Below are 24498 nucleotides of genomic sequence, written 5' to 3'. Positions count from 1 at the left end.
ACTGTGACGTGCACATCGTCATCCCCGGCCTGTTCCAGGATGAGGGGCGGCCTACTGACGAACCGGGTCGGTCAGGCGCGCCATGATCGCGGCGACATAGAGGCGCGTCTCGCGGATGTTGGGAATGCCGCCCGCTTTCACCACGCGCCCGGGGCCGGCGTTGTAGGCGGCAAGCGCCTTCTCGATATTGCCGCCGAACGCATCGAGCTGCATCCGCAGATAACGCGCGCCGCCTTCGAGGTTGGCCATCGGATCGGCGGAATTGACGCCCATCTGCGCGGCAGTGCCGGGCATCAGCTGGGCAAGACCGCGCGCGCCCACCGGGGATACGGCCAGTTCGTTCCAGCGGCTTTCCTGCCAGACCACAGCTTCCAGCAGGGCCGGGCTGATATCATACTTGGCTGCGAGCAGGGCCACACGGTCCCGCCATCGACTGGGCCCGGCTGCAGAAAGGGCCTGGGTGAAGGAGAGGGGATGCAGGTTCGCGTCGACGGAAAGCGGCGCTTCCTCCACCTGTTCGGGCGCGCTGGCCACGGTGGTGCCGATGAAGCCGACGCCGGAACCCGGGTCGATCTGGGTCAATTCCGGCGCGGCGAAAGTAGTCGGACCGCCCGCGATCCATTCAGCGCCGGACGCGCCGATCTGCAGCACGTCGGCGCGGGCAGGGCCCGGCTGAGCCGCACCGGCAAGCGCCAAGGCAGCACATAGCGCAGCGATCCGCCTCACCGATTCGTTTCCCTCACCATGCGCGCCGCCTTACCGCATACCGGATGCAAATCACAGCCGGATGAAGGCAGGGCGGCGCGCATCCTGGTGGCCTTACCGGATGCCCATGGCGGTGCGGATCGAACGCCAGGAGAGCAGCTTGAAGTTCTGCGCCTTGGGTGCGTTGTTGCCGTCCTGCGCCATGAATACGCCTTCGGGGAAGGCCGGGCCAAAATCACCAAGCACGACTTCGATCCCGTCAGTATCGCTGGTGCCGCCGATCGCGCCGCCTTCGATGCGGAATCGGCCCGCGGGCTTGCCGGTGGCAAGGTCGAACAGCGCATAGGCGTTGTCGCCCTGGCTGGAGGCGACGAGCCAGGTGCGGCCTCCCGTTTCGTGGGCGATGGCAAGCCCCTCGACGTCATCGACAAGACCGTCCGCCGCGCCGACTTTCGCAAAAGCCTTCGCGGTGAGGGCGCGGCCGGAAAGCGGCACCTTCCAGATGCCGACATCTTCCTCGGCGACGTAGAGCGTCCTGGTCGCGTCATCGACGACGCAGCCTTCCGACTGGGTCGCGAATTTCACGTCGCGCAGATGCTGCGGCACGATCTTGCCGCCGCTTTCGACGAGGCGGCTTTCGGCAACGGTGCCGTCCTTGAGGACGACATAAGCGCGCGCCAGTTCACCGGCGGCGAGGGGAGCGCCCATGCAGAAGCCGTAAGCCTCGGCCGGAGCATGGCCCGGCTTTAGGAACGAATCGGAGCCCAGCACGGTCAGCTTGCCGGTGGCGCCGTCGAGGCCGAAGAGGGCGATCCTGGGCTCGGTGCGGTCGGTGCGGTCGCTGGCGCCCACAAGAATGCGGGTGGAACCATCGGCCATGCGCACTTCGCGCAGGTCGGTGTTGTTGAGCGCGCCGGCGGGCGAGAAATCGCGCACCTTGCCGTCGAGGCCATAGACGTAGAGGCCGGCCTTCTTGTCCGTCCCCAGCAGCAGGCTGGCAGCGGGGTTGGCGGCATTGCGCCAGATCGCCGGGTCGTCCGCAGCATCGGCATTGCCGGTGCCGACCGGGGTGGTTTCCGCCTCGGCAGGAATGTCGGTGGCGGGGTAGCGGGGGCGCGCGGCTTCGATTTCAGCGCTGGTGCCGGTCGGCGTTGTTGCGCAGCCCGCAAGCAGGAAGGCCGGGAGCAATGCTCCCGGCCCAACCTTCGCGGCAACCTTCAGGATGTCGCGAACGAGCATCAGAAGGACACCCGCGCGCCGAACTTCACGGTCGAGCCGTATTCCTCGTACTGCAGAACGCGCTTGGCGCCTGCGAGGTTCTGGTAGGCGAAGTACTTGGCATTGTTGACGTTCACCCAGTCCGCGAAGATGCGGATGTTCTCGGTGACCTTGTACTTGGCCGAGAGGTCGAGCTGGAAGTGCTGGTTGACCACGCGGTCTTCCTCGACGGTGCCGCCGACTTCGTCGAGGTACTTGTCGCGGAACGTGCCGGCGGCGCGCAGGGACACAGGGCCCTTCTCGTAGCCGAGCACGACGTTGAAGGTGCTGTTGGACGAGTTGGGCAGGTTGATGCGGCGCTTGATGTCGATCGCGTTGCCTGCACCGTCCTCACCTTCCTGCAGCACGGTGCCGCGGGCGTAAGTGTAAGTGTAGTTGAGCTGGGTCAGCAGGCCGTCAAACGGCGAGGGCAGCATCGAGAAGACCTGGCTAAAGCTGGCTTCGAGGCCGGTGATGTCGGCCCTGTCGCCGTTCACCGGGATGGTGACCTGGTCATATGCCACGCCGTCGATGACGGCGCCGTCACGCAGGACCTGCTCGTAAGTGTAGTCCTTCACCGACTTGTAGAACGCGCCGACCGAGATGGCACCGTTGTTGGAGAAGTAGTACTCGAAACCGGCATCGAGGTTCCAGGCCTGGTAGGGCTTGAGGTTCGGGTTGCCGAATTCGGCTTCGTTGTCCTCGTTCACGGTGTAGCGCGGGGCCAGCTGCGAGAACTTGGGACGCACGACCGTCTTGTAGCCGGCAAGGCGGGCGACCACGTTCTGCTGCGGGCTGTAGCGCACCGTCAGGCTGGGCAGCCAGTTGGTGTAGTTGCGCTTGTACTGCACCGGGACGAAGGAGAACTCCTCGTCGTCGCTGAGGTCGGTAACGAGGTTGCCGTTCAGTTCGTTGTGGGTGCGCTCCACGCGCACGCCGCCGATGACACGCAGGGTCGAGCTGTCCCAGCGGGCCAGTGCGTAGCCTGCGAGGATGTCTTCCTTGACCGAGTAATCGTCAGTGGCCGAAGCCAGGCCGCTCTCGTACTCGTTCAGCTCGAACGAGCCGGGGTTGGCCTGCAGGAAGGCCTTGGCGCCGGTCTTGCTGGCAACCGGGCCCATGTCGACCAGGCGGTAGGTCTGCTTGCCCAGCACGTCGGCCAGCGTGTAATCGGCGTCTTCGGCAAGGTCGTAGTAGTTCATGTTGAAGTTGTACGACTTCTTGCGCCAGCGCGCCTTGGCGCCCGCCTGCACGGTGAAGTCACCGCTCGAACCGGCGAAAGTGCGCGCGAGGTCGGCCTTGATCGCCCATTCCCGATCCTGGCTGTCGGACAGGGTGGTCAGTTCGGTCTTGTCGAACTCGTAGGCGTCGGGCGTATTGAAGCTGGCGCCGGTGGCCGAGTAGGTCGGAACGTACTTGTCCGAATAATCCATGCCGACCACGGTGCCGGCGCGGAAACGCGCGCGGAACGAGGTCGGGTCGACCGAGAAGTTCTCGCGCTCGGTCGACTTGGCGTAGCTGCCCATCCAGTTGAACTTCCAGGTGCCGGTGTCGGTGTCGCTGCCGACCGAGACCGAGCGGATGCGCTGGCGCTCGAAGCGGTCCTTGATGTCGCGCTCCACCGTGATGCGCTCGTCGGCACCGTTGAAAGTGGCGCCGTTGGCGGTGAAGGCGGTCGGGCCGTCATCCTCGAAATCGCCGAAGTCGAGCGTGGTGCGGCGGCGATATTCGTGATCGTCGAACTGGGCCCAGTTACCGCGCACGTAAGCCTTGGTGGTGTCGGACACGCGCCAGTCTGCCGAGAGCGCCGCGTTGATGCGGGTACGCTCCACGTCATAGTCGCGGTACTCGACCGAGTCGGCCCAGACGCCGTCGTCGTTCTGGTGCCAGCCGCCGGTCTCGACGTTGTCGGTCTCGAACTTGCGCTTGTAGTAGCTGACCGAGCCGGCGACGCCGAAATCGTCGCCCAGCTTCTGGGTAAAGTCGAACGCGCCCTTGGGCATGACCTTGCCCGAGTAGTCGTTGTAGCTGCCCTCGGCGCTGACCGAGTAGCGGTTCTTCTTCGAATCGAAGGCGCTGGTGGTGTTGATCTCGACCGAGGCGCCGATGAAGTCGCCGTCCATGTCGGGGGTGAAGCTCTTCTTGACTTCGATCGATTCGATCGTGTCGGAAGAGATCACGTCCAGCGCAACCGAACGCGAGTCCGATTCCGGCGCGGGGATACGCACGCCATTGACCGAAGTGCCGTTGAGGTCGGGATCAAGGCCGCGAACCGACACGTAGCGGCCTTCGCCCTGGTCGTTGAGGATGTTGACGCCCGGCAGGCGGCGCAGCGATTCGGCCACGTTCTGGTCGGGGAACTGGCCCACGGCGTCGCGCGTCAGGACCGATTCGACGCCGTCGGCTGCCTTCTGGCGCGACAGGGCGCTGGTCAGGTTCGCGGTCTGGCCGGTGACGAGGATGTCGGCGCCGCCGATTGCGGTAAGGTCGAAATCGCTCGAAGTCGTGCCGGTCGCCGCGACGGTGATCGTCTGCGTGGTGACTTCGGCGCCAACGTAGCGGGCTTCCAGAGTGTAAGTGCCGGCGGGGACGTCGCCGAACACGAAGCTGCCCGCACGGTCGGTTTCGGCGGTGCGGTTGAGTTCGACGATACGCACAGCGGCCGACTGCAGGGCGCGCGTGCCGGTGGCATCGCTGACGTGGCCGGACACTTCACCCGCTTGGGCAATGGTGGCGAACGAAGCCGAGGCGAGCAGCCCCGCGAGGAGCTGGATCGAACGTGTCATGACTGGAGAGGTTCCCTGTTGCGACGTTGTAAGTCTTGCAGGGGCCCCTAGGCCGGTTTCATGACACTCCAGTGAGAGCGCAAAGACAGTTTAATGACAATTGGGAAATCCCAATGTTCGAAGCATTCCGGCGAATCAAAGCGCCGAAATGCGCGCACAACCCCGAGTGGTTGCGAGCGCCTGCGAAGATGTCAGAATGTCGGGAACGGCGGAATGGTGCTGCTAGGGAGGATTGAACTCCCGACCTCGTCATTACCAATGACGCGCTCTACCACTGAGCTACAGCAGCGCCGTTCCAAAGCCCCGGTGACCCAGGGCAGGGGCGCGCTATTGTATGGAGGCGGGCAGGTTGTCAAGCACCGCTTGCGCTTTATCTGACACAACGTCATTGCCGATGCCATGAACGATGAGCAGCCAGCCGCGCAAACACCGCCAAAACCGGCAGGAAAGCTGACGCGCGAAGAGCGCCTTGCCGCAAAGCTGCGCGAGAACCTGCGCAGAAGAAAGGTACAGGCACGCGAATTGTCGTCCGGCGCCGAGGACTAAGCGGATGGCCCGCGCGATAACGAATCGGTCAGGCTTCCCAAATCGCCCTTGGAAAGCTAGGGCCTGCCACCAGACTGCATCCGTCCCGTCCCATACTAAAAAGGGAGCTACGCCTTGCCTCGCCTGATCCTTCTCCGCCACGGCCAGAGCCAGTGGAACCTGGAAAACCGCTTCACCGGATGGTGGGACGTGGACGTCACCGAGAAAGGCGAGGCCGAAGCCCGCGCTGCCGGCGCGCTGCTGAAGGACAAGGGCATGCTGCCCGACGTCGCTTTCACCTCGCTCCAGAGCCGCGCGATCAAGACGCTGCACCTTGCTCTGGAAGCCGCCGGCATCCTGTGGATCCCGGAAACCAAGGACTGGCGCCTGAACGAGCGTCACTATGGTGGCCTCACCGGCCTCGACAAGGCCGAGACCGCTGCCAAGCACGGCGAGGACCAGGTCAAGATCTGGCGCCGCAGCTTCGACATCCCGCCCCCCGTCATGGAACGCGGCACCGAGTTCGACCTGTCGACCGACCCGCGCTATGCCGGGATCGACGTGCCGATGACGGAAAGCCTCAAGGACACCATCGCGCGCGTCCTGCCTTATTACGAAGGCTCGATCGTGCCGCACCTCAAGACCGGCTCGACCGTGCTTGTGGCCGCGCACGGCAATTCCCTGCGCGCACTGGTAAAGCACCTCTCGGGCATTTCCGACGACGAGATCACCGGGCTGGAAATCCCGACCGGCCAGCCGATCGTCTACGATCTGGATGATGATCTCGCGGTGCTCGACCGCTATTACCTCTCGGAGCGTTGAAGCATGGCTGAAACGCCCGTGCCGGTAGCGATCGTCATGGGGAGCCAGTCCGACTGGCCGACCATGATCCGCGCCGCCGAAATGCTCGACAAGTTGGAAGTCGCCTACGAAGCACGGATCGTCTCGGCGCACCGCACGCCGCAGCGTCTTGTCGACTTTGCCAAGGGCGCGGACGATGAGGGCTTCAAGGTCATCATCGCCGGGGCAGGGGGCGCCGCCCACCTGCCCGGCATGGTCGCCTCGATGACGCACCTGCCGGTGCTGGGCGTGCCGGTACAGTCCAAGGCGCTTTCAGGCCAGGACAGCCTGCTTTCCATCGTCCAAATGCCTGCCGGTATTCCCGTCGGCACTCTGGCCATCGGTGAGGCGGGTGCGGCCAATGCAGGTTTGCTGGCCGCCGCGATCCTCGCCACCTCGGACGAGGCGCTGGCAGAACGGCTCAAGGCGTTTCGCAGCGCCCAGACTGCCAGCGTGGCAGAGCGGCCCGTCTGATGTGGTACGACAGCCCCTGCGCAGGCGGGGGTTGTCGCAGAATATAGTGAAGTCCGCTCGCCCTGAGCTTGTCGAAGGGCCGGCACACCAAGCAGGCGAATTGGCATAACGATGATACCCCCCGGCGAAACGATCGGCATTCTCGGCGGCGGCCAGCTCGGTCGCATGATCGCCGTCGCGGCGGCGCAGCTCGGCTACCGCTGCCACGTCTATGCGCCCGAAGCTGATTCGATCGCCGCGGACGTCTGCGCCCAGTTCACCTGCGCCGCTTGGGATGACGCCGAGGCCATGGCCCGCTTCGCAGCCGACTGCGCGGTCGTCACCTACGAATTCGAGAACGTGCCCGTCAGCCCGCTCGCAGCGCTGGGCGATACCCCGCTGCTGCCGCACCCGCGCGCATTGGAAACCGCGCAGGACCGCCTGAGCGAAAAGCACTTCGTCACGCAGCTTGGCGGCAACCCTGCCCCCTACGCCCCCGTGGACAGCGCCGCCGATCTTGCCGAGGCCATTGCCGCCATCGGAGCGCCGGGCATCCTCAAGACCCGGCGCGACGGCTACGACGGCAAGGGCCAGTGGCGCATCATGACGCCCGCCGATGCGGACGGCCTCGATCTTCCGGCCACGCCGCTGGTCTACGAAGGCTTCATCACCTTCTTTGCCGAATTCTCGGTGATCCTGTGCCGGGGCGCGGACGGCGACATCCGCTACTTCGATTCGGCCCACAACGTCCACGAAAGCGGCATCCTCGCGCTCAGCACCCTGCCTGCGCCCGCTGCGCTGCTGGAGCAGGTGCCTGCGGCGCGCGAACTTGCCGCGAAGGTGGCGCAGGCGCTGGACTACGTCGGCGTGCTGACGCTGGAATTCTTCGCCACCGCAGACGGCCCCGTGTTCAACGAAATGGCCCCGCGCGTCCACAACTCGGGCCACTGGAGCATCGAGGGCGCGGTAACCAGCCAGTTCGAGAACCACGTGCGCGCCATCTGCGGACTGCCGCTGGGCGGCACCGGCCTTGCCGCCAAAGGGGTGGAGATGCGCAACCTCATCGGCGACGAGGCGCATGACTGGCCGGCAATTCTTGCCGACCCCGCCAACCACCTCCATCTGTACGGCAAGGCCGCAGCGCGTCCCGGCCGCAAGATGGGCCACGTCACCCGGCTGACGCTGGGCTGAAGGATAAAGACCGCGCGATGCAGGGCATCTTCCTCATCTACGCCCGCGCGGCGAACGGCGTGATCGGCCGCGATGGCACGCTGCCGTGGCGGCTGCCCGCCGACCTCAGGCGGTTCAAGGCCATGACCATCGGCAAGCCGATGATAATGGGCCGCAAGACCTTTGACAGCTTTCCCGCGCCGCTGCCCGGCCGCCGCCACATCGTCCTCACCCGCGATACCGGCTGGAGCGCACCCGGCGCGGAAACCGTGCATTCGGTGGACGAAGCGCTGACGCTCGCAGGCAGCGACGTGGCCGTGATCGGCGGCGCGGAAATCTACGCGCTGTTCGCGGATCATGCCGACCGAATCGAGCTGACCGAAATCCACGGTACTTACGAGGGCGATACGCATGTGCCGGAACCGGGGCCTCGATGGCGCGAAACCGCGCGTGAGGAGCATCCGGCCGAAGGTACATTTCCAGCGTATGCTTTCGTGACGCTCGTGCGCGACCTATAGGCTCTGTCACTCATGATTCGCCTCGACAACCGCCTGCCTGTTCCCGATTCGCTGCGCGGCGCCGTGCTGGCGCTGGGCAACTTCGACGGGTTCCATCAAGGCCATCAGGCCGTCGTCGGCGAAGCGATCCGCTGGGCCAGGGCGGAAGGCCGTCCGGCCATCGTCGCTACCTTCGATCCGCATCCCGTGCGTCATTTCAAGCCCGACGCGCAGCCCTTCCGCCTGACCACGCTGGACCAGCGGCAGGAATTGTTCGCCGCCGCCGGGGCCGACGCCATGCTCGTGCTGCACTTCGACACCGCCATGGCCGCGATGACCGCACCCGCCTGGGCCGAGGAAATGCTGGTACGCCATATGGGCGCGGCCGGCGTCGTCACCGGCGACGACTTCACCTTCGGCAAGGCGCGCGGCGGCAACCCCCAGGTGCTGAGCGAAATCGGCGCGCGCCACGGCATGGAAGGCCGCACGGTCGGCCCGGTCAGCGACGGGGAGGGCACGATCTCGTCCAGCCGCATCCGCCATGCACTCAAGACCGGCGACTGCGAGACGGCGGCCCGCCTGCTGACCCGCCCATTCTCCATTCGGGGCCGCGTGCAGCACGGCGACAAGCTGGGCCGCACCATCGGCTTTCCCACCGCCAACATCGACATGGCGACGTATCTGCGCCCACTCTACGGCATCTACGCGGTGACCGGCCGCATGCCCGACGGCCGCGTGGTGACGGGGGCGGCGAACATCGGCATCCGCCCCACCTTCGATCCGCCCAAGGAACTGCTGGAGCCGCATTTCTTCGATTTCGCGGGCGACCTCTACGGGCAGGAGATCGAGGTGGCATTCCACCACTTCCTGCGACCGGAAGCGAAGTTCGATTCGCTCGACGCACTGATCGAGCAGATGGGCCGGGACTGCGACCGCGCCAAGGAACTGCTGGCGAAGATCGTTTGATAATCTGGTGAGCGCGGTGTGCGGGCTTCGACAGGCTCAGCCTGAGCGGACGTTGGATTAGATCGAAAAGCGAGGCCTCGGGGTATTATCCCTAACGTTGCACTCCTCGCTGGGCGCACTGATCGAGAATATGAACCGCGACTGCGACCGCGCCAAGGAACTGCTGGCAAAGATCGTCTGATAATCTGGCGAACGCGGTGTGCGGGCTTCGACAGGCTCAGCCTGAGCGGCCGTTGCATTAATCGAAAAAGGAGGCCGCGGGATATAATCTCTCGCGTTGCACTACCTCCGCTCAGGCTGAGCCTGTCGAAGCCCGTACACTGCGTTCGCCCCATAAACGAAAAAAGCGCGCCGCCGCGAAGGCAGCGCGCTCTTTTCGAACGCGAGGTCGGGCTGAAATCAGCCCAGCATCTTCTGCATCATGGCACGCACATCGTCGCCCAGATCGGGACGGTCGAGCGCGATGGCCAAGGTTGCCTCTACAAAGCCCAGCTTCGAACCGCAGTCGAAACGGCGGCCCGCGAAAGTCACCGCATGGAACGGCTGCTGGCCGATCAGCTTGGCCATCGAATCGGTCAGCTGAATCTCGCCGCCCGCGCCCTTGCCCTGCGTTTCCAGCAGACCCATGACCTCGGGCTGGAGGATATAGCGGCCCGAGACGATCTTGTTTGAAGGCGCATCGGCCACCTTGGGCTTCTCGACCAGGCCCTTCACCTCGGTGAGCGCGCCATTAACGGCACCGGGCGCGATCACGCCGTAGCTGGAAACCTCCTCCATCGGCACTTCCAGCACCGAGACGAGGTTGCCGCCCACTTCGTTATAGGCTTCGACCATCTGCTTCATGCAGCCGGGCGAGCCGTACATCAGTTCGTCCGGCAGGAAGATCGCGAAAGGCTCGTCACCGATGACGGCGCGGGCGCACCACACTGCATGGCCCAGGCCCAGCGGCACCTGCTGGCGCACAGTCACAAGGTTGCCCGGCTGGATGCGCGTGGGCTCCAGCGGATCGAGCGACTTGCCGCGCGAAGTCATCGTCGCTTCCAGCTCGAAAGCGGTGTCGAAATGCTCGACGATTGCGGTCTTGCCGCGGCCGGTGACGAAGACGAACTCCTCGATCCCGGCCTCGCGCGCCTCATCGACGGCGTACTGGATCAGCGGACGGTCGACGACGGGCAGCAATTCCTTCGGGATCGCCTTGGTGGCGGGAAGGAAGCGCGTGCCGAGACCGGCGACGGGGAAAACGGCCTTGCGCACAGGCTTGCGGAATGTGTTCTCACTCATGGAACCGGATCTTGCCTCGCTCATGTTGCATTGCGGTTAAAGCCGCTAAACTGCCGTAGCGCAACCGAAGGGCGCCCATCTTGTTCCGACTTTAATCCGTCGTTCTTTTGATCGGCCTCCCGTTGCCCCTGCTGCGATTCGCGCTAAAGCGGGGTTATGGACAAGATCATCATCGAGGGCGGCAAGCGCCTTTCCGGCACCATCCCCGTTTCTGGCGCCAAGAACGCGGCACTGACCCTTCTGCCTTGCGCACTTTTAACCGAAGAACCACTGACGCTGCGCAATCTGCCGCGTCTGGCCGACATCGACGGTTTCCAGCACCTGATGAACCAGTTCGGCATTTCCACCGCGATTGCCGGCAGTCGCCCCGAAGATTTCGGCCGGGTGATGACCCTGCAGGCAACCCGCATCACCAGCTCGGTTGCCCCCTATGATCTGGTGCGCAAGATGCGCGCCTCGATCCTGGTGCTGGGCCCGATGCTGGCCCGCATGGGCGAGGCGACCGTGTCGCTGCCCGGCGGCTGCGCCATCGGCAACCGCCCGATCGACCTGCACCTCAAGGTGATCGAAGCGCTGGGCGCGACCATCGAGATGGCAGCCGGTTACGTACGCGCCATCGCCCCTGACGGCGGCCTTCCGGGCGGGCGCTATTCCTTCCCCGTCGTCTCCGTCGGTGCGACCGAGAACGCGCTGATGACCGCCGTGCTTTGCAACGGCAAGTCCACCCTGCACAACGCCGCGCGCGAGCCGGAAATCGTCGACCTGTGCAACCTGCTGGTCGCCATGGGCGCGCAGATCGAGGGCATCGGCACCTCCGACATCACCATCCACGGCGTCCCCCGCCTGCACGGCGCGACCTACATGGTCATGCCTGACCGTATCGAGGCCGGCTCCTACGCCTGCGCCGCTGCGATCACCGGCGGCGAAGTCCTGCTCAAGGGCGCCCGGATCGAGGACATGGAAGCCACCGTGCAGGCCCTGCGCGATGCCGGCGTCCACGTCGAACCCAAGGCGGATGGCATCTACGTCGCCGCCGAGGGCAAGCTGAAGCCCGTCACCCTCTCCACCGCGCCGTACCCCGGTTTCGCCACCGACATGCAGGCCCAGCTCATGGCGCTGCTGTGCCGCGCGGAAGGCTCCAGCGTGCTGACCGAGACGATCTTCGAGAACCGCTACATGCACGTTCCCGAACTCAACCGGATGGGCGCGCGCATCGAGACCAAGGGCCGCACCGCCATCGTCCACGGCGTGGACAAGCTGGCCGGCGCCGACGTGATGGCAACCGACCTTCGCGCCTCGATGAGCCTCGTGATCGCCGGACTCGCCGCCGAAGGACAGACCCAGGTCCACCGCCTCTACCACCTCGACCGCGGCTACGAGCGGCTCGAGGAGAAGCTCGCGCTGGTCGGCGCGCAGATCGAACGGGTCGGCGGGGACTGAAACCTTCCGCAGACATGGCGCGTTCTTCCTTCGAGATATCGAGAGGAGAACCGTTATGGGCCTTATCAAGTTGGCTGCGGCCGGTGCCGTTGGCTATGCGCTCTACAAGTACGTCAACAAGGAGAAGCTGGAGGAGGTCTTCGCCGGCGGCGATCGCGCCAATGTGCGCGATTCCGGGCCGGATCACATGACCTCTCCGCCGAAGGACTGGAGCAAGACCGACGAAGCCATCGACGAGAGCTTCCCGGCCAGTGATCCGCCTTCCAGCTACTGATCCACGAAAGACCGCATGAGGGCGGAAGGAGCAACGCTTCTTCCGCCCTTTTCGCATCTGCTTCACCATTGGTCGCAAAATCGTCGCGAATGCACGCTATCACGCCCGGACGCTGGAACGAATCCCCCTGCCAAGCCGTTGAAAGTGTTCCGGGAACGGCGGGAGAGCCGCTTCCTGGCCCTGGAGTTGAGCGATGGCGATTCATTTTGTCGCGGACCTGCATTTCAACGGCGACAACGCGCGCCACGCCCATCCGCACGGGTTTGCCGACAGCGCCGAGATGGCTCGCCGTATCTGCGAAACATGGGCCGCCCGCGTTAGCCCCGCCGATACCGTGTGGATCCTCGGAAACGTCGGCAACCCCGTCCACCTCGCAAGTCTTCCCGGCATCAAGCACCTCGTGCGCGGGGCGCTGGACCCGCAACCATTGAACTGTCTTGCGACCGGCCGCTACGCCAGCGTCTGCGATTTCCGCCGACTCGATACGGAATATGGCGAGGTAGCGCTGTTCAGTGATCCCTCCGCCGCGCCTGAAATGGACGGCCTCGTCCTCCACGGACGCGGTTCGGGACAGACCTGGGCTCGCGAAGGGTTCTTCTGCGTTGCAGCGGAGCAAACCGGCTGGGGGCCCGTCAGCCTCGACCAGATCGTGCGCGGGTCGCTAGACGTCCGCCGCGCGGCCTGAGCCTGAGCGCAGGCCCGAAGTCGCCAGCCACACCCGGATCGCACTCGCCAGCCCTGGCGGCGTCTCCGCTTCCAGCCGTTCTGCATCGATGCGCGCAACCAGCGCGTTGATCGGCATGCCTTCCTGCGCGGCAACCTGCCTCAGCCATGTCCAGAATATCGGCTCGAGGCTGATGGAAGTCTTGTGCCCGGCGATCTCGACCGAGCGCTTTATCGGCGGATGGTAAGGGGTGGTCATCGCCTTGATCTAGCGGGTGAGGGCAAGGGGCGAAAGGAAGTCCTGCGGTCATCGCCCCGGACCCCGGAAATGCAATTGCTGCGGGTGCAGGCGCGTCGGGCGCTTCGTGCCGCGCCAAGCTATCATGTCCCCAATTCTTCCCTATTTCTCGCACTTTTCCGCCGTTTCAAAAAACAGCACACCGCAAGATACCTCCCCATAACAAGGTATCTTGCCGCGCACTGTACTTTTCATCGCAAGGTATCTTGCATCACACAGTAGCTGTCGATATACACTCGGTCATCGAGGAGATGATTCGATGTCCGAAATCGAAATTCAGTTGAAGAAAGGGGTGCTCGGGCTTTGCGTGCTCGCCCTGCTGTCACGCGGTGACAGCTACGCCTACGAGATCGCGAGCCGCATGGCCGACGCGGTCGATATGGGTGAAGGGACGATTTATCCGCTCATGCGCCGCATGCAGTCCGAAGGCCTTGTTGCGACTTATCTGGAGGAATCGCCCTCCGGTCCTTCGCGCAAATATTACCGCATCACCGAAACCGGGCACGCGCGCCTGGCCGAGCAGACCGCCGAATGGCGCGGGTTCACCGCCGCCGTCGACGCGATGATCGATGCCGCCGCCTCCGCACCCGAAACCGCAGATACCGCAGCGCAAGCGCAGGAAGGGGAACCCAGCCATGAAGCGTAATGAATTCATCAAGCGCCTGAAGGCGGGCCTCAAGGGCGTGCCGCAGGACGTGGTCGACGAAATCGTCGCCGACTACGAAGAACATTTCGAAGCCGGCCTTGCAGAGGGTCGCAGCGAAGAGGAAGTCGCCTCCGCACTCGGCAATCCAAGCCGGCTGGCGCGCGAACTGCGCTTCGAGGCGGGTATGCGCAACTGGAAGACAGAGGGCACTCCCTCTTCCGCCTGGAGCGCGATCCTGGCCTTCATGGGGCTGGCAACGATCGACATCCTGATCCTGCTGCCCATCGTGCTACCCTTGTTGGGCGTAATGTTCGGCCTGTTCGTGGCCGTGGTCGCATGCTTCATCGGCGGCGGGTTCATGCTTATCGCAGGACCGTTCAGCGGTTTCCCGGGCGGGGCGCTCGTCGCCATCCTGGCAGGGCTGGGCACCATGAGCGCATCAGTCGCAGCGGCTGCACTGCTCACGCTGGTCAGCATCTGGATCGTCAACGCCCTGATGTGGTTCGGCCGCCTGCACTACCGTGTGATCGAACCCGCCATCCATTCCGAAGCCTGAAGACGAAAGAAGGAGGACCTCAACATGCTCAGGAAACTGCTCATCGTATTCGCCAGCGGCGTGATCCTTTCGATCGTCGCCTTCAGCGCAGCCTGGATCGCCGGCGGAGACAAGCTGCGCCAGGAATTCAACAACGGCCACGGCTGGTACATGAACTTCGACGACGAAGACCGCGACCACAAGGGACCGCGCAAGACCCGCGCCTTCGCCATCCAGTCAGGTAGCCAGATCGCCATGGAAATCCCCGTGGAACTGGTTTTCACCCGCGGCGAACAAGCGGGAATGACCGTGGAAGGCCCCGCCGATGTCGTCGACCGTCTGGTCTGGCAGGGCGGCCACCTTTCCGTCACCGGGTTGAAGTCCATCCACCACGGCGTCAAGGTGCGCATCACCGCACCCGAAATCGCCGGACTGGACCTCGACGCCCCTGGTGACGTGACGCTCAACGGCCTCGACCAAGAAGAACTGCACCTCAATTCGCGCGGTGCGATCGACCTCGAAGCCTCGGGCAAGGTGAACCGCATGTTCGTCAATTCCGCAGGCGCAGGCGATATCGACCTCGGCAAGGTCCAGGGCCGCGACGCCACCATCCGCATCGACGGCGTGGGCGACGTCACCATCGGCGCCACCGGCACCGTCGACGTCGAAATCAACGGCGCAGGCAATGTCACCCTGATCCGCAAGCCCGCCACGTTGCGCAGCCGCATGCACGGGATCGGCGATATCAACCACGACTACTGAAGTAACTCTCGGGAGGAGGGCGAAAGACCGCGCTGTCGAAAGACAGTGCGGTCTTTTTGCTGTGTTTCGGGAAGAAAAGGGCAGGGAAGACCTGGGGCAATGGCCCCAGGTCTTCCCTCAACTTCAATGCACTGGCGGATCGACCGGCGGCACTGCACCGACCGGCGAAACCGGCTCCTCGGGAGTGCGCGGCGGCAGGGCGTTCTCGGGCACTTCGTCGATCTGCATGTCGCGCGTCGCGACCTGTTCAAGGTTTCGTGCAGTGACGCGGATCTGGTCCCCGTCGATCACGATCTCGTTGAAACTGGGCGGAGTCGAACGGATGCGCATCGACAGCGTACCCGCGCCGATCATCCGCAGCGGGCCTGCGGGCGTGGCCTCGGTCAGGTCGAAAGGATCGTGGATGTGGCCCGAAAGTACGCCCATCACGCCGCGCCCGGCCAGTGCTTCCATCGTTCGGGTGCCGTTGATCGTCAGCAGCTTGTTATCGCGTTCGCGCCGTTCGGTCAGCGGGTGGTGGCACGAGATAAGGATGCGCGTACCTTCCGGCAGTTCGTCGATCGCCGCCAGCGTCTGGGCCAGTGCTTCCTGCGTCACCCAGCCGTTGGACCACGGGAAGCGCTGCCACTGTGCGCGTGTGGTGGTGCGAAGCGGCACGATCGCCAGATTGGGCAGGTCGAGCTGGCTTTCCACCATGCGTTCGATCGCCTTGAACCGCTTGTAGGGCGCAAAGAAGCGCTCGTAGAGGTTGAAATAAGGAATGTCGTGATTGCCAACCTCGACCGTCACCGGCACGTCCAGCGCGGTGATCCATTTGCAGGCGGCGAGGAATTCGGGGTGGCGGGCGCGCATGGTCAGATCGCCGGTGATGGCGACGGCATGGGGCTTTTCGCGTTCGATGCACTCCTTGGCCCAGGCGATCGCGCGGGTATCTTCCAACCCGAAGTGGATGTCGCTCAGATGGAACAGCCGCAGCGGGCCGCTGTGCATCGAGGCGGACTTTCCGTGCATTATTCGTCTAACTCCTTCGTCGTCACCAGGTCGACCTCGCAAGGGCCCAGTTCGAAAATTTCCTCGGCCGCGCCGTCGAACGGCTCTCCGTCGATCAGCAGACCCATCGGTTCGCCTGTGGGGCTGACCAGCCGCAGCCGTTCGTGACGGCCCAGTTCATCGTGCGGCCCATTTCGAAAGTCCCGGTTGAGCAGGGCGATTCCCTGCCCCGCATAGTCGGCCAGCGATTCGGCATAGTATCCGTTGGCCTTGAGGCCGTCTTCACGCGGAACCACCGTGATCGCCGCATAGCCGTCCTCACGCCCGCAGTCGACCTCGGCGCAGACCACGCGGGGACCATTCGCAGACTGGGCGATCGCCTCGCGCGCGGTGGCGACGAAGTCCAGGACGTTGGCGCTGCGCATTGCCTCGCGCACTTCGTTCCAGACCGTGCCGGGCCCGGCAAGGGCGCCGGTCAGGCCGATACCGTGGCGAGAGCGAATGACGTTGGGCCGCTGGGTGCGCAGCTTTTTCCCCGTGAGCCGTGCGATGATATCCGGGGCAGGGGCCTCGCCGTGCATGCGCTTGGCGAGCAGGTTCATCGTACCGCCGGGCAGGACGAGGACCGCACCGCCCCAGCCATAGGCCGCAGCGACAATGGAATGGGTCGTCCCGTCGCCGCCGAAAACGGCGAGAATGTCCACTCCGGCTGCATCCAGATCGGCGGGCGTGGGGGCGCCGTCATCCGGGAAACGGACGATTCGGGCCAGGTCGAGCCCGGCATCGGCGATGGCGGCGGCCAACGCCTCCACCGCTGCTTCGTCATTGCTGCCGCTGGCCGGGTTGCACACCAGCCAGACCTTCGCCGCAGTATCGCCGCTTGCTTGTTCCATGCCCGCAATAGTCCTCCAAACGCCGGGCGGTTCCCGTCAAAGGCGCCCACTGAAGATAAGCCAGGCGGAAACGCCGTTTAGTCCCGTGTAAAAGGCATAGGTCCAGGCCCAGCCGTTAGAGCCGTGCGCCGCCATGATCATCGCGCCCACCAGCATCACGAATTCGACCACCAGGCTGAGCCTTCCGCCAAGCGACTGGAAGAACCACGGGACCTGGGCCAGCATAGGACGGCCGCTATCGATCACCGCCTTGTGCGCGGCGAAGTTGAGAACCCCGAAGCAGAAAACGAACACAAGCGGCAGCATCAAGCGCCACTCTATCTCGCGGCGCACGAATCGCAAAGCGCAGGGTGGGAGGCGGCGCATGCCTGTTGCAAGTCGTTCGTCGACTACAGATGTCGTTGGTCAACCCGCCCATGCCTTCGTCGACCCGCCATGGCGGGCAGTCGACCCTCGCGTGATCGAGCCCGGGACCTGGTGCACATCACACTCATCGAGCCGGACGGAGAGTTTCTTCCCCAAGGCTCACTTTGAGGAGGAAAACATCATGATCAAGACCAACGCCATTATCGTCGCCGCCTTTTGCACCGTCGGCCTGTTCTCTGCTCCGGCCGCCTTCGCCAAGTCCACCGAGGTAACCTTCAAGGACCTCGACCTGGCGACCAGCGACGGCCAGCAGCAGTTGCAGACCCGCATCGAGAAGGCTGCGCGCAACGTATGCCGCACCGAACGCGCCACCACCGGCACGCACATCCACGGCAACGTAGACCGCACCTGCTACAAGCAGGCCCTTGCTCAGGTTCGCCAGCGCGTCGCCGCCGTGATCGACACTGCATCGGACGAGACCCGCCTCGGCGGCTGATCCCGGCGCAAGGCCAACCCCTTTTATCCAGGTCCCATAAGAAGAAAAGACCCGGAAAACGCCTGGCGGGCCCTAGTGGCCCGCCATTTCTTTTCTGGAGGCGGGGCCGGGCCCTAGTGGCCCGCCATTTTCTTTGTTGGCGTGGGGCCGGGCCCTAGCGGCCCGCCATCTTCTTCACGGCCGGAAGGTATGTGCGCCCGATTCGCAGCGCTTCGCCGTCCGCCGTTTCCGCCGACCAGACCCCAAGCCCTTCATGGCGAAGGCCCGAGACGTGACTGCGCTGCAAAATGCAGCTGCGGTGGATGCGGATGAACAGGCCGGGATCAAGGCGTTCCTCCAGACTGGTGATGGTCTGAAGCAGCAGATAGCTCTGGCCCCCGACATGCAGCCGCACGTAATCGCGCTCGGCATCGATGCGGTGCACCTCGGCCGCTGCCACACGCACCAGTTCCGAGCGGTGCGGCACCCAGAATTCATCCAGCCAGCGACTTGCCGGAAGCTGCGCACGTTCGCCCCGCCGCGTTACCACGCGCGCGACGGCGCGCTGTAGCCGGTCCGGCGCCACAGGCTTGAGCACATAGTCGACGGCATCGAGGTCGAACGCCTCGACCGCGAATTCGTCATGCGCGGTAACGAAGATCACCGCCGGCGCATTGGGCTGTCCGCCCAGGCGCCGCGCCACAGTCAGTCCGTCAGTTTCAGGCATCGTAAGGTCCAGCAGGACGAGATCCGGGCCCAGCGCCTCGATCAGTCGCAGCGCGGCCTGGCCGTCGCTGGCGGTGCCGATCACCGTGACTCCCTCGATTCGCGAACAGATCACCTGCATACGCTCCACCGCCAGCGGCTCATCATCGACGATGAGCGTGCGCAGCGGCGGGGATGGGGGCGCGCCGTCAGTCTCAGCCACGCCCGTTCTCCGCAAGACCCAGTTCCAGCGGGCCGGTCTGCAGCGGAAGCCGCAGGATCGTGGCGTAACCGCCGTTCCCCTGCTTACCGTTCACGATAGTGGCGCTATCGCCGTAGCGAGCCCGCAAACGGTCGCGCACATTGACCAGGCCGATGCCGCAGCCCTGAGCCTTGTTGGCAAGCGGCTCGCCCGGGCCATCGTCATGAACGGCGATTACCAGCTGACCGCCTTCGCGGCGCGCCTCGATGGATATGGTGACCGGCCGCTGCGTAGCGGCAACGGCGTATTTCACGGAATTTTCGACAAGGGGCTGCAAAATCATGCCGGGGACTTTCGCATCGAGGACAGCATCGTCAACATCGATGTTAGCCAGCAATCGATTGGGGAAGCGAATTGCCTCGATCGCGAAGTAAAGGCGCTGCAGTTCGATCTCGTCTTCCAGCGAAATGTCGTTGGTCGTGTCGCCCGACAAAGTACGCCGATAGAACGTCGAAAGCGTCTGGATCATCTCCTCGGCATCGTCCTGCCGCCCCGTCATGACCAGCGCCGACAACGAATTGAGCGTATTGAACAGGAAGTGCGGATTTACCTGATAGCGCAGCGAGCGCAGTTCCGCCGCCTCCGCCGCCCGCCGGTATTCACCCTCGCGCCGCTCCGCGCCGCGCGCTTCCTCGGCCTTGGCGAGCGCGAAATACAGCGCGACCCAGGCCAGCACCAGAAAGTAGCGGCCGAACGCAGTGTCGGTGATAGCCGCCCAGCGCCCCAGGCCGTGGTCTGCCGCATCGCCGGTGTTGATGGTGATGCCCGAACTGCTCGTCGTCTCGCTCTGGGTAGGGGGAGCGGGGGGAGCGCCTTGCGTCGCTGCATCGCCGGGCTGAGGCGGAGCGGGCGGCGCAGGCGGGGTGATCTTGGGCAGGTCGACCAGGATATTGCCAGCCTCATCGCGCGAGATGCGCACGTTGCCCGATTTGATCGCGGCCGCGTCCTCCTCGTCGCCATAAACGGCCGGCATGTCGATGTCGGCAAAGATCACGTCGTTGATGACGCTCAACGCGAGCGACAGCGGCAAGGCGCCCACCAGCACGATGCCAAGGCGCATCCCGCCGGACTTGCGGTCGAGCAGTTGCAACAGCGGCCATACCGCCGCCATCACCAGCATCGACACGATACAGATCGTCAGCCTGCGTGAGATGATCGGCCAGGCGAGGTCGAACCCCATGACCGCACCGCGCAAGGTCGCGACGATGAAATAACAAGCCCAAAGCGCGGCAAGCGAAAGCAGGACGAGCCGCGCGGGAACACGAGGGTTGGAAAGGTCAGGCGCCATTATTTTGACGAATAGCGCGAAACGGGCGGACCGCGCCAGTTCGCCGATCGGTGATAGTCAGCCGTTCGTCGAGCGGGGAGGGATGGAATGTTCCACGTGGAGCATTCGCCGCTTCTCCCCCCGCCTGCTTCTATCCGTCCGTCTTCTTCAGCAGCACCGTGCGCAGCATCGACAGGGCAATTTCCCCGCGCTGATTGATCAGCTCGTGTTTGAAAACCACGATCCCTTGCCCCGGCCGCGACTTGCTTTCGCGCATTTCCACTACCTCGCTCGAACAAGTGACGGTATCGCCGATGAAGGTTGGCTTTGGCGTCACCACTTTGTCGAAACCCAGGTTGGCGACCAGCGTGCCGACCGTTGTATCCGCGATCGACAGGCCCACCGCGAGACTGAACGTGAAGGTCGAATTGACCAGAATCTGCCCGAACTCGCTTGCCTTGGCGGTTTCGGCATCAAGGTGCAGCGGCTGCATGTTGTGCGTCATCGCCGAGAACAGCAGGTTGTCGGTTTCGGTTACGGTGCGGCTAGGCTGGTGGGTGATCCTTGTCCCCACCTGCCATTCGTCGAAGAAGCGTCCGGGCATGTCAGTTCATCCTTCCTGCGGTGTCTGTGCCGCGGCTTCTTCGATCGTTGCGAGCAAGGCCTCGACCTGCACCTGCTGGCCTGCCGAAGCGCTCAGTTCCGCCACGATACCGTCGAACGGAGCGGTCAGCGTGTGCTCCATCTTCATGGCCTCCAGCGTGAGCAGCTTCTGCCCCTTGGTCACCGCCTGACCCTGTGTCACTTCTACCGCGATGACCTTGCCCGGCATCGGCGCCAGGATCGCGCCCGAACCCGCCGCAGCGCCGTGCGATCCGTCGCGCCGCCAGGGGGACAGCAGCCAGGCCTGCCCCTGTTCGGTCACGAGTACACCCGGCATCGGCTCGTCGCTGCCGTCCGCGTCGGTCTCGATCTCGATCTTCTCGCCGTCCAGCAGGAACCATGCGGTCCGTACCGGCGCAGCATTGAGGCGCAGGCCCGGAGCCGGCGTGGCCGGCACCAGCGACTGCGCGGCAATACGCAGGGATTCGGCGGAAGGCACGGGCGGCTGCGCAAGCGCCTCGCCGTCGCGGCCGATCAGGCCGGTATCGACATTGCCCGCAGCAAAGTCGGGATGCTGCAACGCCCTCACAAGAAACGAGGCGTTGGTCCTGACTGGCCAGACGGCGGTATCGTCCAGCATTTCACCAAGGCGCGTCCGGGCTTCCTCGCGGTCTTCACCCCAGGCGATCACCTTGGCGATCATCGGGTCGTAGAAGGGGGAAACTTCCGCGCCTTCGTACACGCCGGTGTCGATGCGGCCACCCTCGGCCTCGCCGAACTGGAGGAGTTCCAGGCGGCCGATGCTGGGCAGGAAGCCCTTCGCGGGGTCTTCGGCATAGAGGCGCGCTTCCATCGCCCATCCGTCGATCGTCAGGTCATGCTGCGCGCAGGGGAGCGGCTCGCCGCTGGCGATGCGAAGCTGCCATTCGACCAGATCGACGCCGGTGATCGCCTCGGTGACAGGGTGCTCCACCTGCAGGCGGGTGTTCATTTCCATGAACCAGATGCGGTCCGCACTCAGCGCGCCAGAGCCATCGGCAATGAACTCGATGGTGCCCGCGCCCACGTAATCGACGGCCTTTGCTGCCCGCACTGCCGCGCCGCAAAGCGCCTCGCGCGTGGCGGCGTCCATGCCGGGAGCAGGGGCTTCCTCGATGACCTTCTGGTGTCGGCGCTGGAGCGAGCAGTCGCGCTCGAACAAGTGGACGACATTGCCGTGCCTGTCGCCGAACACCTGCACTTCTATGTGGCGCGGAGAGGCGATGTACTTTTCGATCAGTACGTGGTCGTTACCGAACGAGGCTGCCGCCTCGCGCTTGCACGAGGCGAGCGCGTCGGCGAAATCGGCCGGGGCCTCGACCAGCCGCATGCCCTTGCCGCCGCCGCCGGCGACCGCCTTGATAAGCACCGGATACCCGATCTTCGCAGCCTCTGCCCCAAGGAATTCGGAGGCCTGCTCCGCGCCCATGTAGCCGGGCGTCACCGGCACGCCGGCCTCAGCCATCAGCGTCTTGGCGGCATCCTTGAGGCCCATCGCGGTGATCGAGGCCGGGTTGGGCCCGACCCAGACGATCCCGGCGTCGATCACGGCCTGCGCAAACTCGGCGTTCTCGGAAAGGAAGCCATAGCCGGGGTGAATGGCCTGAGCCCCCGTCTCCTTCGCGGCGGCGAGGATCTTTTCGCCCATCAGATAGCTCTCGCGCGTGGGCGAGGGGCCGATGTGGACCGCCTCGTCGGCCTGCCGCACGTGCAGGGCCTTTGCATCGGCATCGGAATAGACCGCAATCGTGCGGATGCCCATCGCGCGCGCGGTGCGGATGATGCGGCAGGCGATCTCGCCGCGATTGGCGATGAGGAGGGACGTGATCATGGGTGACGCTCCGGGAATCCGTGGCGGGTGTGCAGCGCGGCCAGCAGCGCCTCGATTTCGTTGACGAAGCCGCCTTCGGCAAAGGCCAGCGAGGGCAGGTTCTGGTTGTCCTCGCCCAATGCAGCTGCGACGGCGGCGCGCGGGCGGGGCCAGGGAACGCGCACAAGCTCGATATTGGAGGCGCGTTCAGGGAACAGCGCCAGCAATCCCTCCACCGTCACGCAATCCTTGCAGTAGAAACGGCGAGGCGCGAAATCGGGATCGGGGTAGTCGAAGCCTAGAACGAACAGGCGGTCTTTCACGGCCATCTCCATCACATCCTGAACACGCCGAACTGGGGCCTGTCGGCAATCGGCGCCTCAAGGCAGGCCGACAGCGCCAGTCCCAGCACGTCCCGCGTCTGGACCGGGTCGATCACGCCGTCGTCCCACAGGCGGGCGGTGGCGTAGTAGGGATTGCCCTCGTCTTCGTACTTCTGGCGGATCGGGGCCTTGAAGGCTTCGGCGTCCTCAGGCGACCATTTGGCGGCATCGCGGTGGACCGTCGCCAGCACGCTTGCCGCCTGCTCGCCGCCCATCACCGAGATTCGTGCGTTGGGCCAGGTGAACAGGAAGCGCGGGTCGTAGGCGCGCCCGCACATGCCGTAGTTGCCCGCCCCGAACGAGCCGCCGATCAGCACCGTCAGCTTGGGCACCTGCGCGGTGGCGACGGCGGTGACCAGCTTGGCGCCGTGCTTGGCGATACCTTCCGCCTCGTATTTGCCGCCGACCATGAAACCGGAAATGTTCTGCAAAAACAGCAGCGGAATGCCGCGCTGGCAGGCCAGTTCGATGAAGTGCGCACCCTTTTGCGCGCTTTCCGAAAACAGCACCCCGTTGTTGGCAAGGATCGCCACCGGCATCCCATGGATATGCGCAAAGCCGCAGACCAGCGTGGCGCCGTAGAGCGCCTTGAATTCATGGAATTCGCTGGCGTCGACGATGCGGGCGATCACCTCGTGCACGTCGTAAGGCGCGCGCACGTCCTCGGGCACGATGGAATACAGCTCCTCCGCCGCATATTTCGGCGGCCGCGCATCGCGCACGTCCAACTGGTGGCGATGCGCAGGGCCAAGGTGGCTGACGATGTCGCGCACGATGGTCAGCGCATGTTCGTCGTCCTCGGCGAGATGATCGGTGACGCCGGACTTGCGGCTATGCAGATCGCCGCCGCCCAGATCCTCGGCGCTGATGATCTCGCCCGTCGCGGCCTGCACCAGCGGCGGCCCGGCGAGGAAGATCGTGCCCTGCTCCTTCACGATCACGCTCTCGTCGCTCATCGCGGGGACATAGGCGCCGCCTGCGGTGCAGCTGCCCATGACGCTGGCGATCTGCGGGATGCCCGCCGCGCTCATCTGCGCCTGGTTGAAGAAGAAACGACCGAAGTGGTCGCGGTCGGGAAAGACTTCCGCCTGGTTGGGCAGGTTCGCGCCGCCGCTGTCGACAAGATAGACGCAGGGCAGGCGGTTGGCCGCGGCGATCTCCTGCGCGCGGATGTGTTTCTTGACGGTCAGCGGAAAGTACGTGCCGCCCTTCACCGTCGCATCGTTTGCGAAGATCATGCACTGGCGCCCCGAGACGCGCCCGATCCCGGCGATCAGCCCTGCGCCCGGCACTTCGTCGCCGTAAAGGCCGTTGGCGGCAAGCTGGCCGATCTCGAGAAAGGCGGAGCCTGCATCCAGCAGTCGCTCCACCCGGTCACGCGGAAGCAGCTTCCCGCGCGACAGGTGCCTTTCGCGCGAACGTTCGTCCCCGCCCAGCGCGGCTACCGCTACCCGGGCACGAAGCTCACTGGCGAGCGCGCGGTTGTGGGCATCGCGCGCCTTGGCCTCGGGGCTGTCGAGGTTGATCTGGGTCTGCAGGACCGGCGCGCTCATGCCTCTTCCTTTTCCTTAGCGGGCGGCGCGATCGGCCTGCCTCTCGATTTGCGA

General features: G+C 64.9%; 27 protein-coding genes and 1 tRNA gene. 13 read left to right on the top strand and 15 right to left on the bottom strand.

Translation table 11 applies throughout. The features are described from left to right. Positions 1-51: 51 nt before the first annotated feature. The 4 genes from TQ38_RS00865 to TQ38_RS00850 form a co-directional block, all read right to left on the bottom strand. Entirely contained in the window at positions 52-726 is a 675-nt protein-coding gene (locus TQ38_RS00865) for a lytic transglycosylase domain-containing protein (protein ID WP_043974148.1), read from the bottom strand. Between the two features lie 93 nt (positions 727-819). Beyond that, on the bottom strand, positions 820-1944 hold the full coding sequence (locus TQ38_RS00860) for a phytase (protein WP_043974151.1): 1125 nt from the start codon (positions 1942-1944) through the stop codon (positions 820-822). Further along, a complete protein-coding gene (locus TQ38_RS00855; protein WP_043974154.1) occupies positions 1944-4748 on the bottom strand; it encodes a TonB-dependent receptor in 2805 nt (934 codons plus the stop codon). Before TQ38_RS00855 ends, TQ38_RS00860 begins: the two co-directional genes overlap by 1 nt. Before the next feature lie 214 nt (positions 4749-4962). Then, a tRNA-Thr gene (locus TQ38_RS00850) sits at positions 4963-5037 on the bottom strand. Between the two features lie 110 nt (positions 5038-5147). Between TQ38_RS00850 and TQ38_RS30460 the strand changes: the two genes are divergently transcribed. From TQ38_RS30460 to TQ38_RS00825, 6 genes are all read left to right on the top strand, one after another. Then, a complete protein-coding gene (locus TQ38_RS30460) occupies positions 5148-5294 on the top strand; it encodes a hypothetical protein (RefSeq protein WP_205316054.1) in 147 nt (48 codons plus the stop codon). A gap of 114 nt (positions 5295-5408) precedes the next feature. Beyond that, positions 5409-6095, top strand: a complete 687-nt coding sequence (gene gpmA, locus TQ38_RS00845; protein ID WP_043974156.1) for a 2,3-diphosphoglycerate-dependent phosphoglycerate mutase — start codon at positions 5409-5411, stop codon at positions 6093-6095. Positions 6096-6098: 3 nt separating this feature from the next. Next, positions 6099-6587 (top strand): 5-(carboxyamino)imidazole ribonucleotide mutase, encoded by a 489-nt coding sequence (gene purE, locus TQ38_RS00840; protein WP_043974158.1) that lies wholly within the window; start codon positions 6099-6101, stop codon positions 6585-6587. A 111-nt stretch (positions 6588-6698) separates the two neighbouring features. Beyond that, positions 6699-7757 carry a 5-(carboxyamino)imidazole ribonucleotide synthase gene (locus TQ38_RS00835; RefSeq protein WP_043974161.1) on the top strand — a complete coding sequence of 353 codons (1059 nt, stop codon included), beginning with the start codon at positions 6699-6701 and terminating at the stop codon, positions 7755-7757. Positions 7758-7774: 17 nt separating this feature from the next. Then, a complete protein-coding gene (locus TQ38_RS00830) occupies positions 7775-8254 on the top strand; it encodes a dihydrofolate reductase (RefSeq protein ID WP_043974162.1) in 480 nt (159 codons plus the stop codon). 12 nt (positions 8255-8266) lie between these two features. Next, complete coding sequence (locus tag TQ38_RS00825; RefSeq protein ID WP_205316053.1) at positions 8267-9199, top strand: bifunctional riboflavin kinase/FAD synthetase; 933 nt, start codon at positions 8267-8269, stop codon at positions 9197-9199. Between the two features lie 399 nt (positions 9200-9598). Here TQ38_RS00825 and TQ38_RS00820 read toward each other — a convergent pair whose 3' ends face one another. Beyond that, complete coding sequence (locus TQ38_RS00820) at positions 9599-10480, bottom strand: UTP--glucose-1-phosphate uridylyltransferase (RefSeq protein ID WP_043974164.1); 882 nt, start codon at positions 10478-10480, stop codon at positions 9599-9601. Between the two features lie 156 nt (positions 10481-10636). On the opposite strand from TQ38_RS00820, the gene murA reads away from it, so the two are divergent. The 3 genes from murA to TQ38_RS00805 all read left to right on the top strand — a co-directional run bounded on the left by murA (position 10637) and on the right by TQ38_RS00805 (position 12879). Continuing rightward, entirely contained in the window at positions 10637-11920 is a 1284-nt protein-coding gene (gene murA, locus TQ38_RS00815) for a UDP-N-acetylglucosamine 1-carboxyvinyltransferase (RefSeq protein WP_043974166.1), read from the top strand. Positions 11921-11975: 55 nt separating this feature from the next. Further along, positions 11976-12194, top strand: a complete 219-nt coding sequence (locus TQ38_RS00810; RefSeq protein WP_043974168.1) for a hypothetical protein — start codon at positions 11976-11978, stop codon at positions 12192-12194. Between the two features lie 193 nt (positions 12195-12387). Next, positions 12388-12879: a phosphoesterase gene (locus TQ38_RS00805; RefSeq protein WP_043974170.1), complete on the top strand. Its 492-nt coding sequence runs from the start codon at positions 12388-12390 to the stop codon at positions 12877-12879. On the opposite strand, the gene TQ38_RS00800 is transcribed toward TQ38_RS00805, so the two are convergent. After that, on the bottom strand, positions 12856-13116 hold the full coding sequence (locus TQ38_RS00800) for a ribbon-helix-helix domain-containing protein (protein WP_043974173.1): 261 nt from the start codon (positions 13114-13116) through the stop codon (positions 12856-12858). The two genes, TQ38_RS00805 and TQ38_RS00800, sit on opposite strands and share 24 nt — an antisense overlap. A gap of 298 nt (positions 13117-13414) precedes the next feature. Between TQ38_RS00800 and TQ38_RS00795 the strand changes: the two genes are divergently transcribed. The 3 genes from TQ38_RS00795 to TQ38_RS00785 are packed head-to-tail and all read left to right on the top strand — an operon-like array spanning position 13415 to position 15098. Continuing rightward, positions 13415-13801: a PadR family transcriptional regulator gene (locus TQ38_RS00795; protein ID WP_043974175.1), complete on the top strand. Its 387-nt coding sequence runs from the start codon at positions 13415-13417 to the stop codon at positions 13799-13801. Beyond that, positions 13791-14357, top strand: a complete 567-nt coding sequence (locus tag TQ38_RS00790) for a DUF1700 domain-containing protein (protein WP_043974177.1) — start codon at positions 13791-13793, stop codon at positions 14355-14357. The genes TQ38_RS00795 and TQ38_RS00790 overlap by 11 nt, the downstream gene beginning before the upstream one ends. A 24-nt stretch (positions 14358-14381) precedes the next feature. Then, the gene (locus TQ38_RS00785; RefSeq protein ID WP_043974179.1) at positions 14382-15098 is read left to right on the top strand and encodes a GIN domain-containing protein; all 717 of its coding nucleotides are present in this window, start codon (positions 14382-14384) and stop codon (positions 15096-15098) included. A gap of 123 nt (positions 15099-15221) precedes the next feature. On the opposite strand, the gene TQ38_RS00780 is transcribed toward TQ38_RS00785, so the two are convergent. The 3 genes from TQ38_RS00780 to TQ38_RS00770 are packed head-to-tail and all read right to left on the bottom strand — an operon-like array spanning position 15222 to position 17287. Then, positions 15222-16109, bottom strand: a complete 888-nt coding sequence (locus TQ38_RS00780) for a metallophosphoesterase (RefSeq protein WP_240197919.1) — start codon at positions 16107-16109, stop codon at positions 15222-15224. After that, entirely contained in the window at positions 16109-16981 is an 873-nt protein-coding gene (locus tag TQ38_RS00775) for a diacylglycerol kinase family protein (RefSeq protein ID WP_043974182.1), read from the bottom strand. Before TQ38_RS00775 ends, TQ38_RS00780 begins: the two co-directional genes overlap by 1 nt. Positions 16982-17017: 36 nt before the next feature. After that, on the bottom strand, positions 17018-17287 hold the full coding sequence (locus tag TQ38_RS00770; protein ID WP_043974185.1) for a hypothetical protein: 270 nt from the start codon (positions 17285-17287) through the stop codon (positions 17018-17020). Between the two features lie 241 nt (positions 17288-17528). On the opposite strand from TQ38_RS00770, the gene TQ38_RS00765 reads away from it, so the two are divergent. Beyond that, positions 17529-17843: a UrcA family protein gene (locus tag TQ38_RS00765; RefSeq protein ID WP_043974188.1), complete on the top strand. Its 315-nt coding sequence runs from the start codon at positions 17529-17531 to the stop codon at positions 17841-17843. A 154-nt stretch (positions 17844-17997) separates the two neighbouring features. Here TQ38_RS00765 and TQ38_RS00760 read toward each other — a convergent pair whose 3' ends face one another. The 6 genes from TQ38_RS00760 to TQ38_RS00735 form a co-directional block, all read right to left on the bottom strand. Then, positions 17998-18750, bottom strand: coding sequence for a LytTR family DNA-binding domain-containing protein (locus TQ38_RS00760; RefSeq protein WP_043974191.1), 753 nt, complete (start codon positions 18748-18750; stop codon positions 17998-18000). After that, a complete protein-coding gene (locus TQ38_RS00755) occupies positions 18743-20077 on the bottom strand; it encodes a sensor histidine kinase (RefSeq protein ID WP_043974196.1) in 1335 nt (444 codons plus the stop codon). The genes TQ38_RS00760 and TQ38_RS00755 overlap by 8 nt, the downstream gene beginning before the upstream one ends. Before the next feature lie 130 nt (positions 20078-20207). Further along, entirely contained in the window at positions 20208-20660 is a 453-nt protein-coding gene (locus tag TQ38_RS00750; protein ID WP_043974199.1) for a MaoC family dehydratase, read from the bottom strand. 6 nt (positions 20661-20666) lie between these two features. Beyond that, positions 20667-22529 (bottom strand): acetyl/propionyl/methylcrotonyl-CoA carboxylase subunit alpha, encoded by a 1863-nt coding sequence (locus TQ38_RS00745; RefSeq protein ID WP_043974202.1) that lies wholly within the window; start codon positions 22527-22529, stop codon positions 20667-20669. Continuing rightward, positions 22526-22837 carry a DUF3088 family protein gene (locus TQ38_RS00740; RefSeq protein ID WP_043974574.1) on the bottom strand — a complete coding sequence of 104 codons (312 nt, stop codon included), beginning with the start codon at positions 22835-22837 and terminating at the stop codon, positions 22526-22528. The genes TQ38_RS00745 and TQ38_RS00740 overlap by 4 nt, the downstream gene beginning before the upstream one ends. 5 nt (positions 22838-22842) lie before the next feature. Then, positions 22843-24444 carry a carboxyl transferase domain-containing protein gene (locus tag TQ38_RS00735; protein ID WP_043974205.1) on the bottom strand — a complete coding sequence of 534 codons (1602 nt, stop codon included), beginning with the start codon at positions 24442-24444 and terminating at the stop codon, positions 22843-22845. Positions 24445-24498 lie beyond the last annotated feature (54 nt).

This window comes from Novosphingobium sp. P6W, from assembly GCF_000876675.2.
Classification (GTDB): Bacteria; Pseudomonadota; Alphaproteobacteria; order Sphingomonadales; family Sphingomonadaceae; genus Novosphingobium.
The sequence above is the reverse complement of the archived record's forward strand: the minus strand, read 5'-3'. Positions and strand labels throughout refer to the sequence as shown.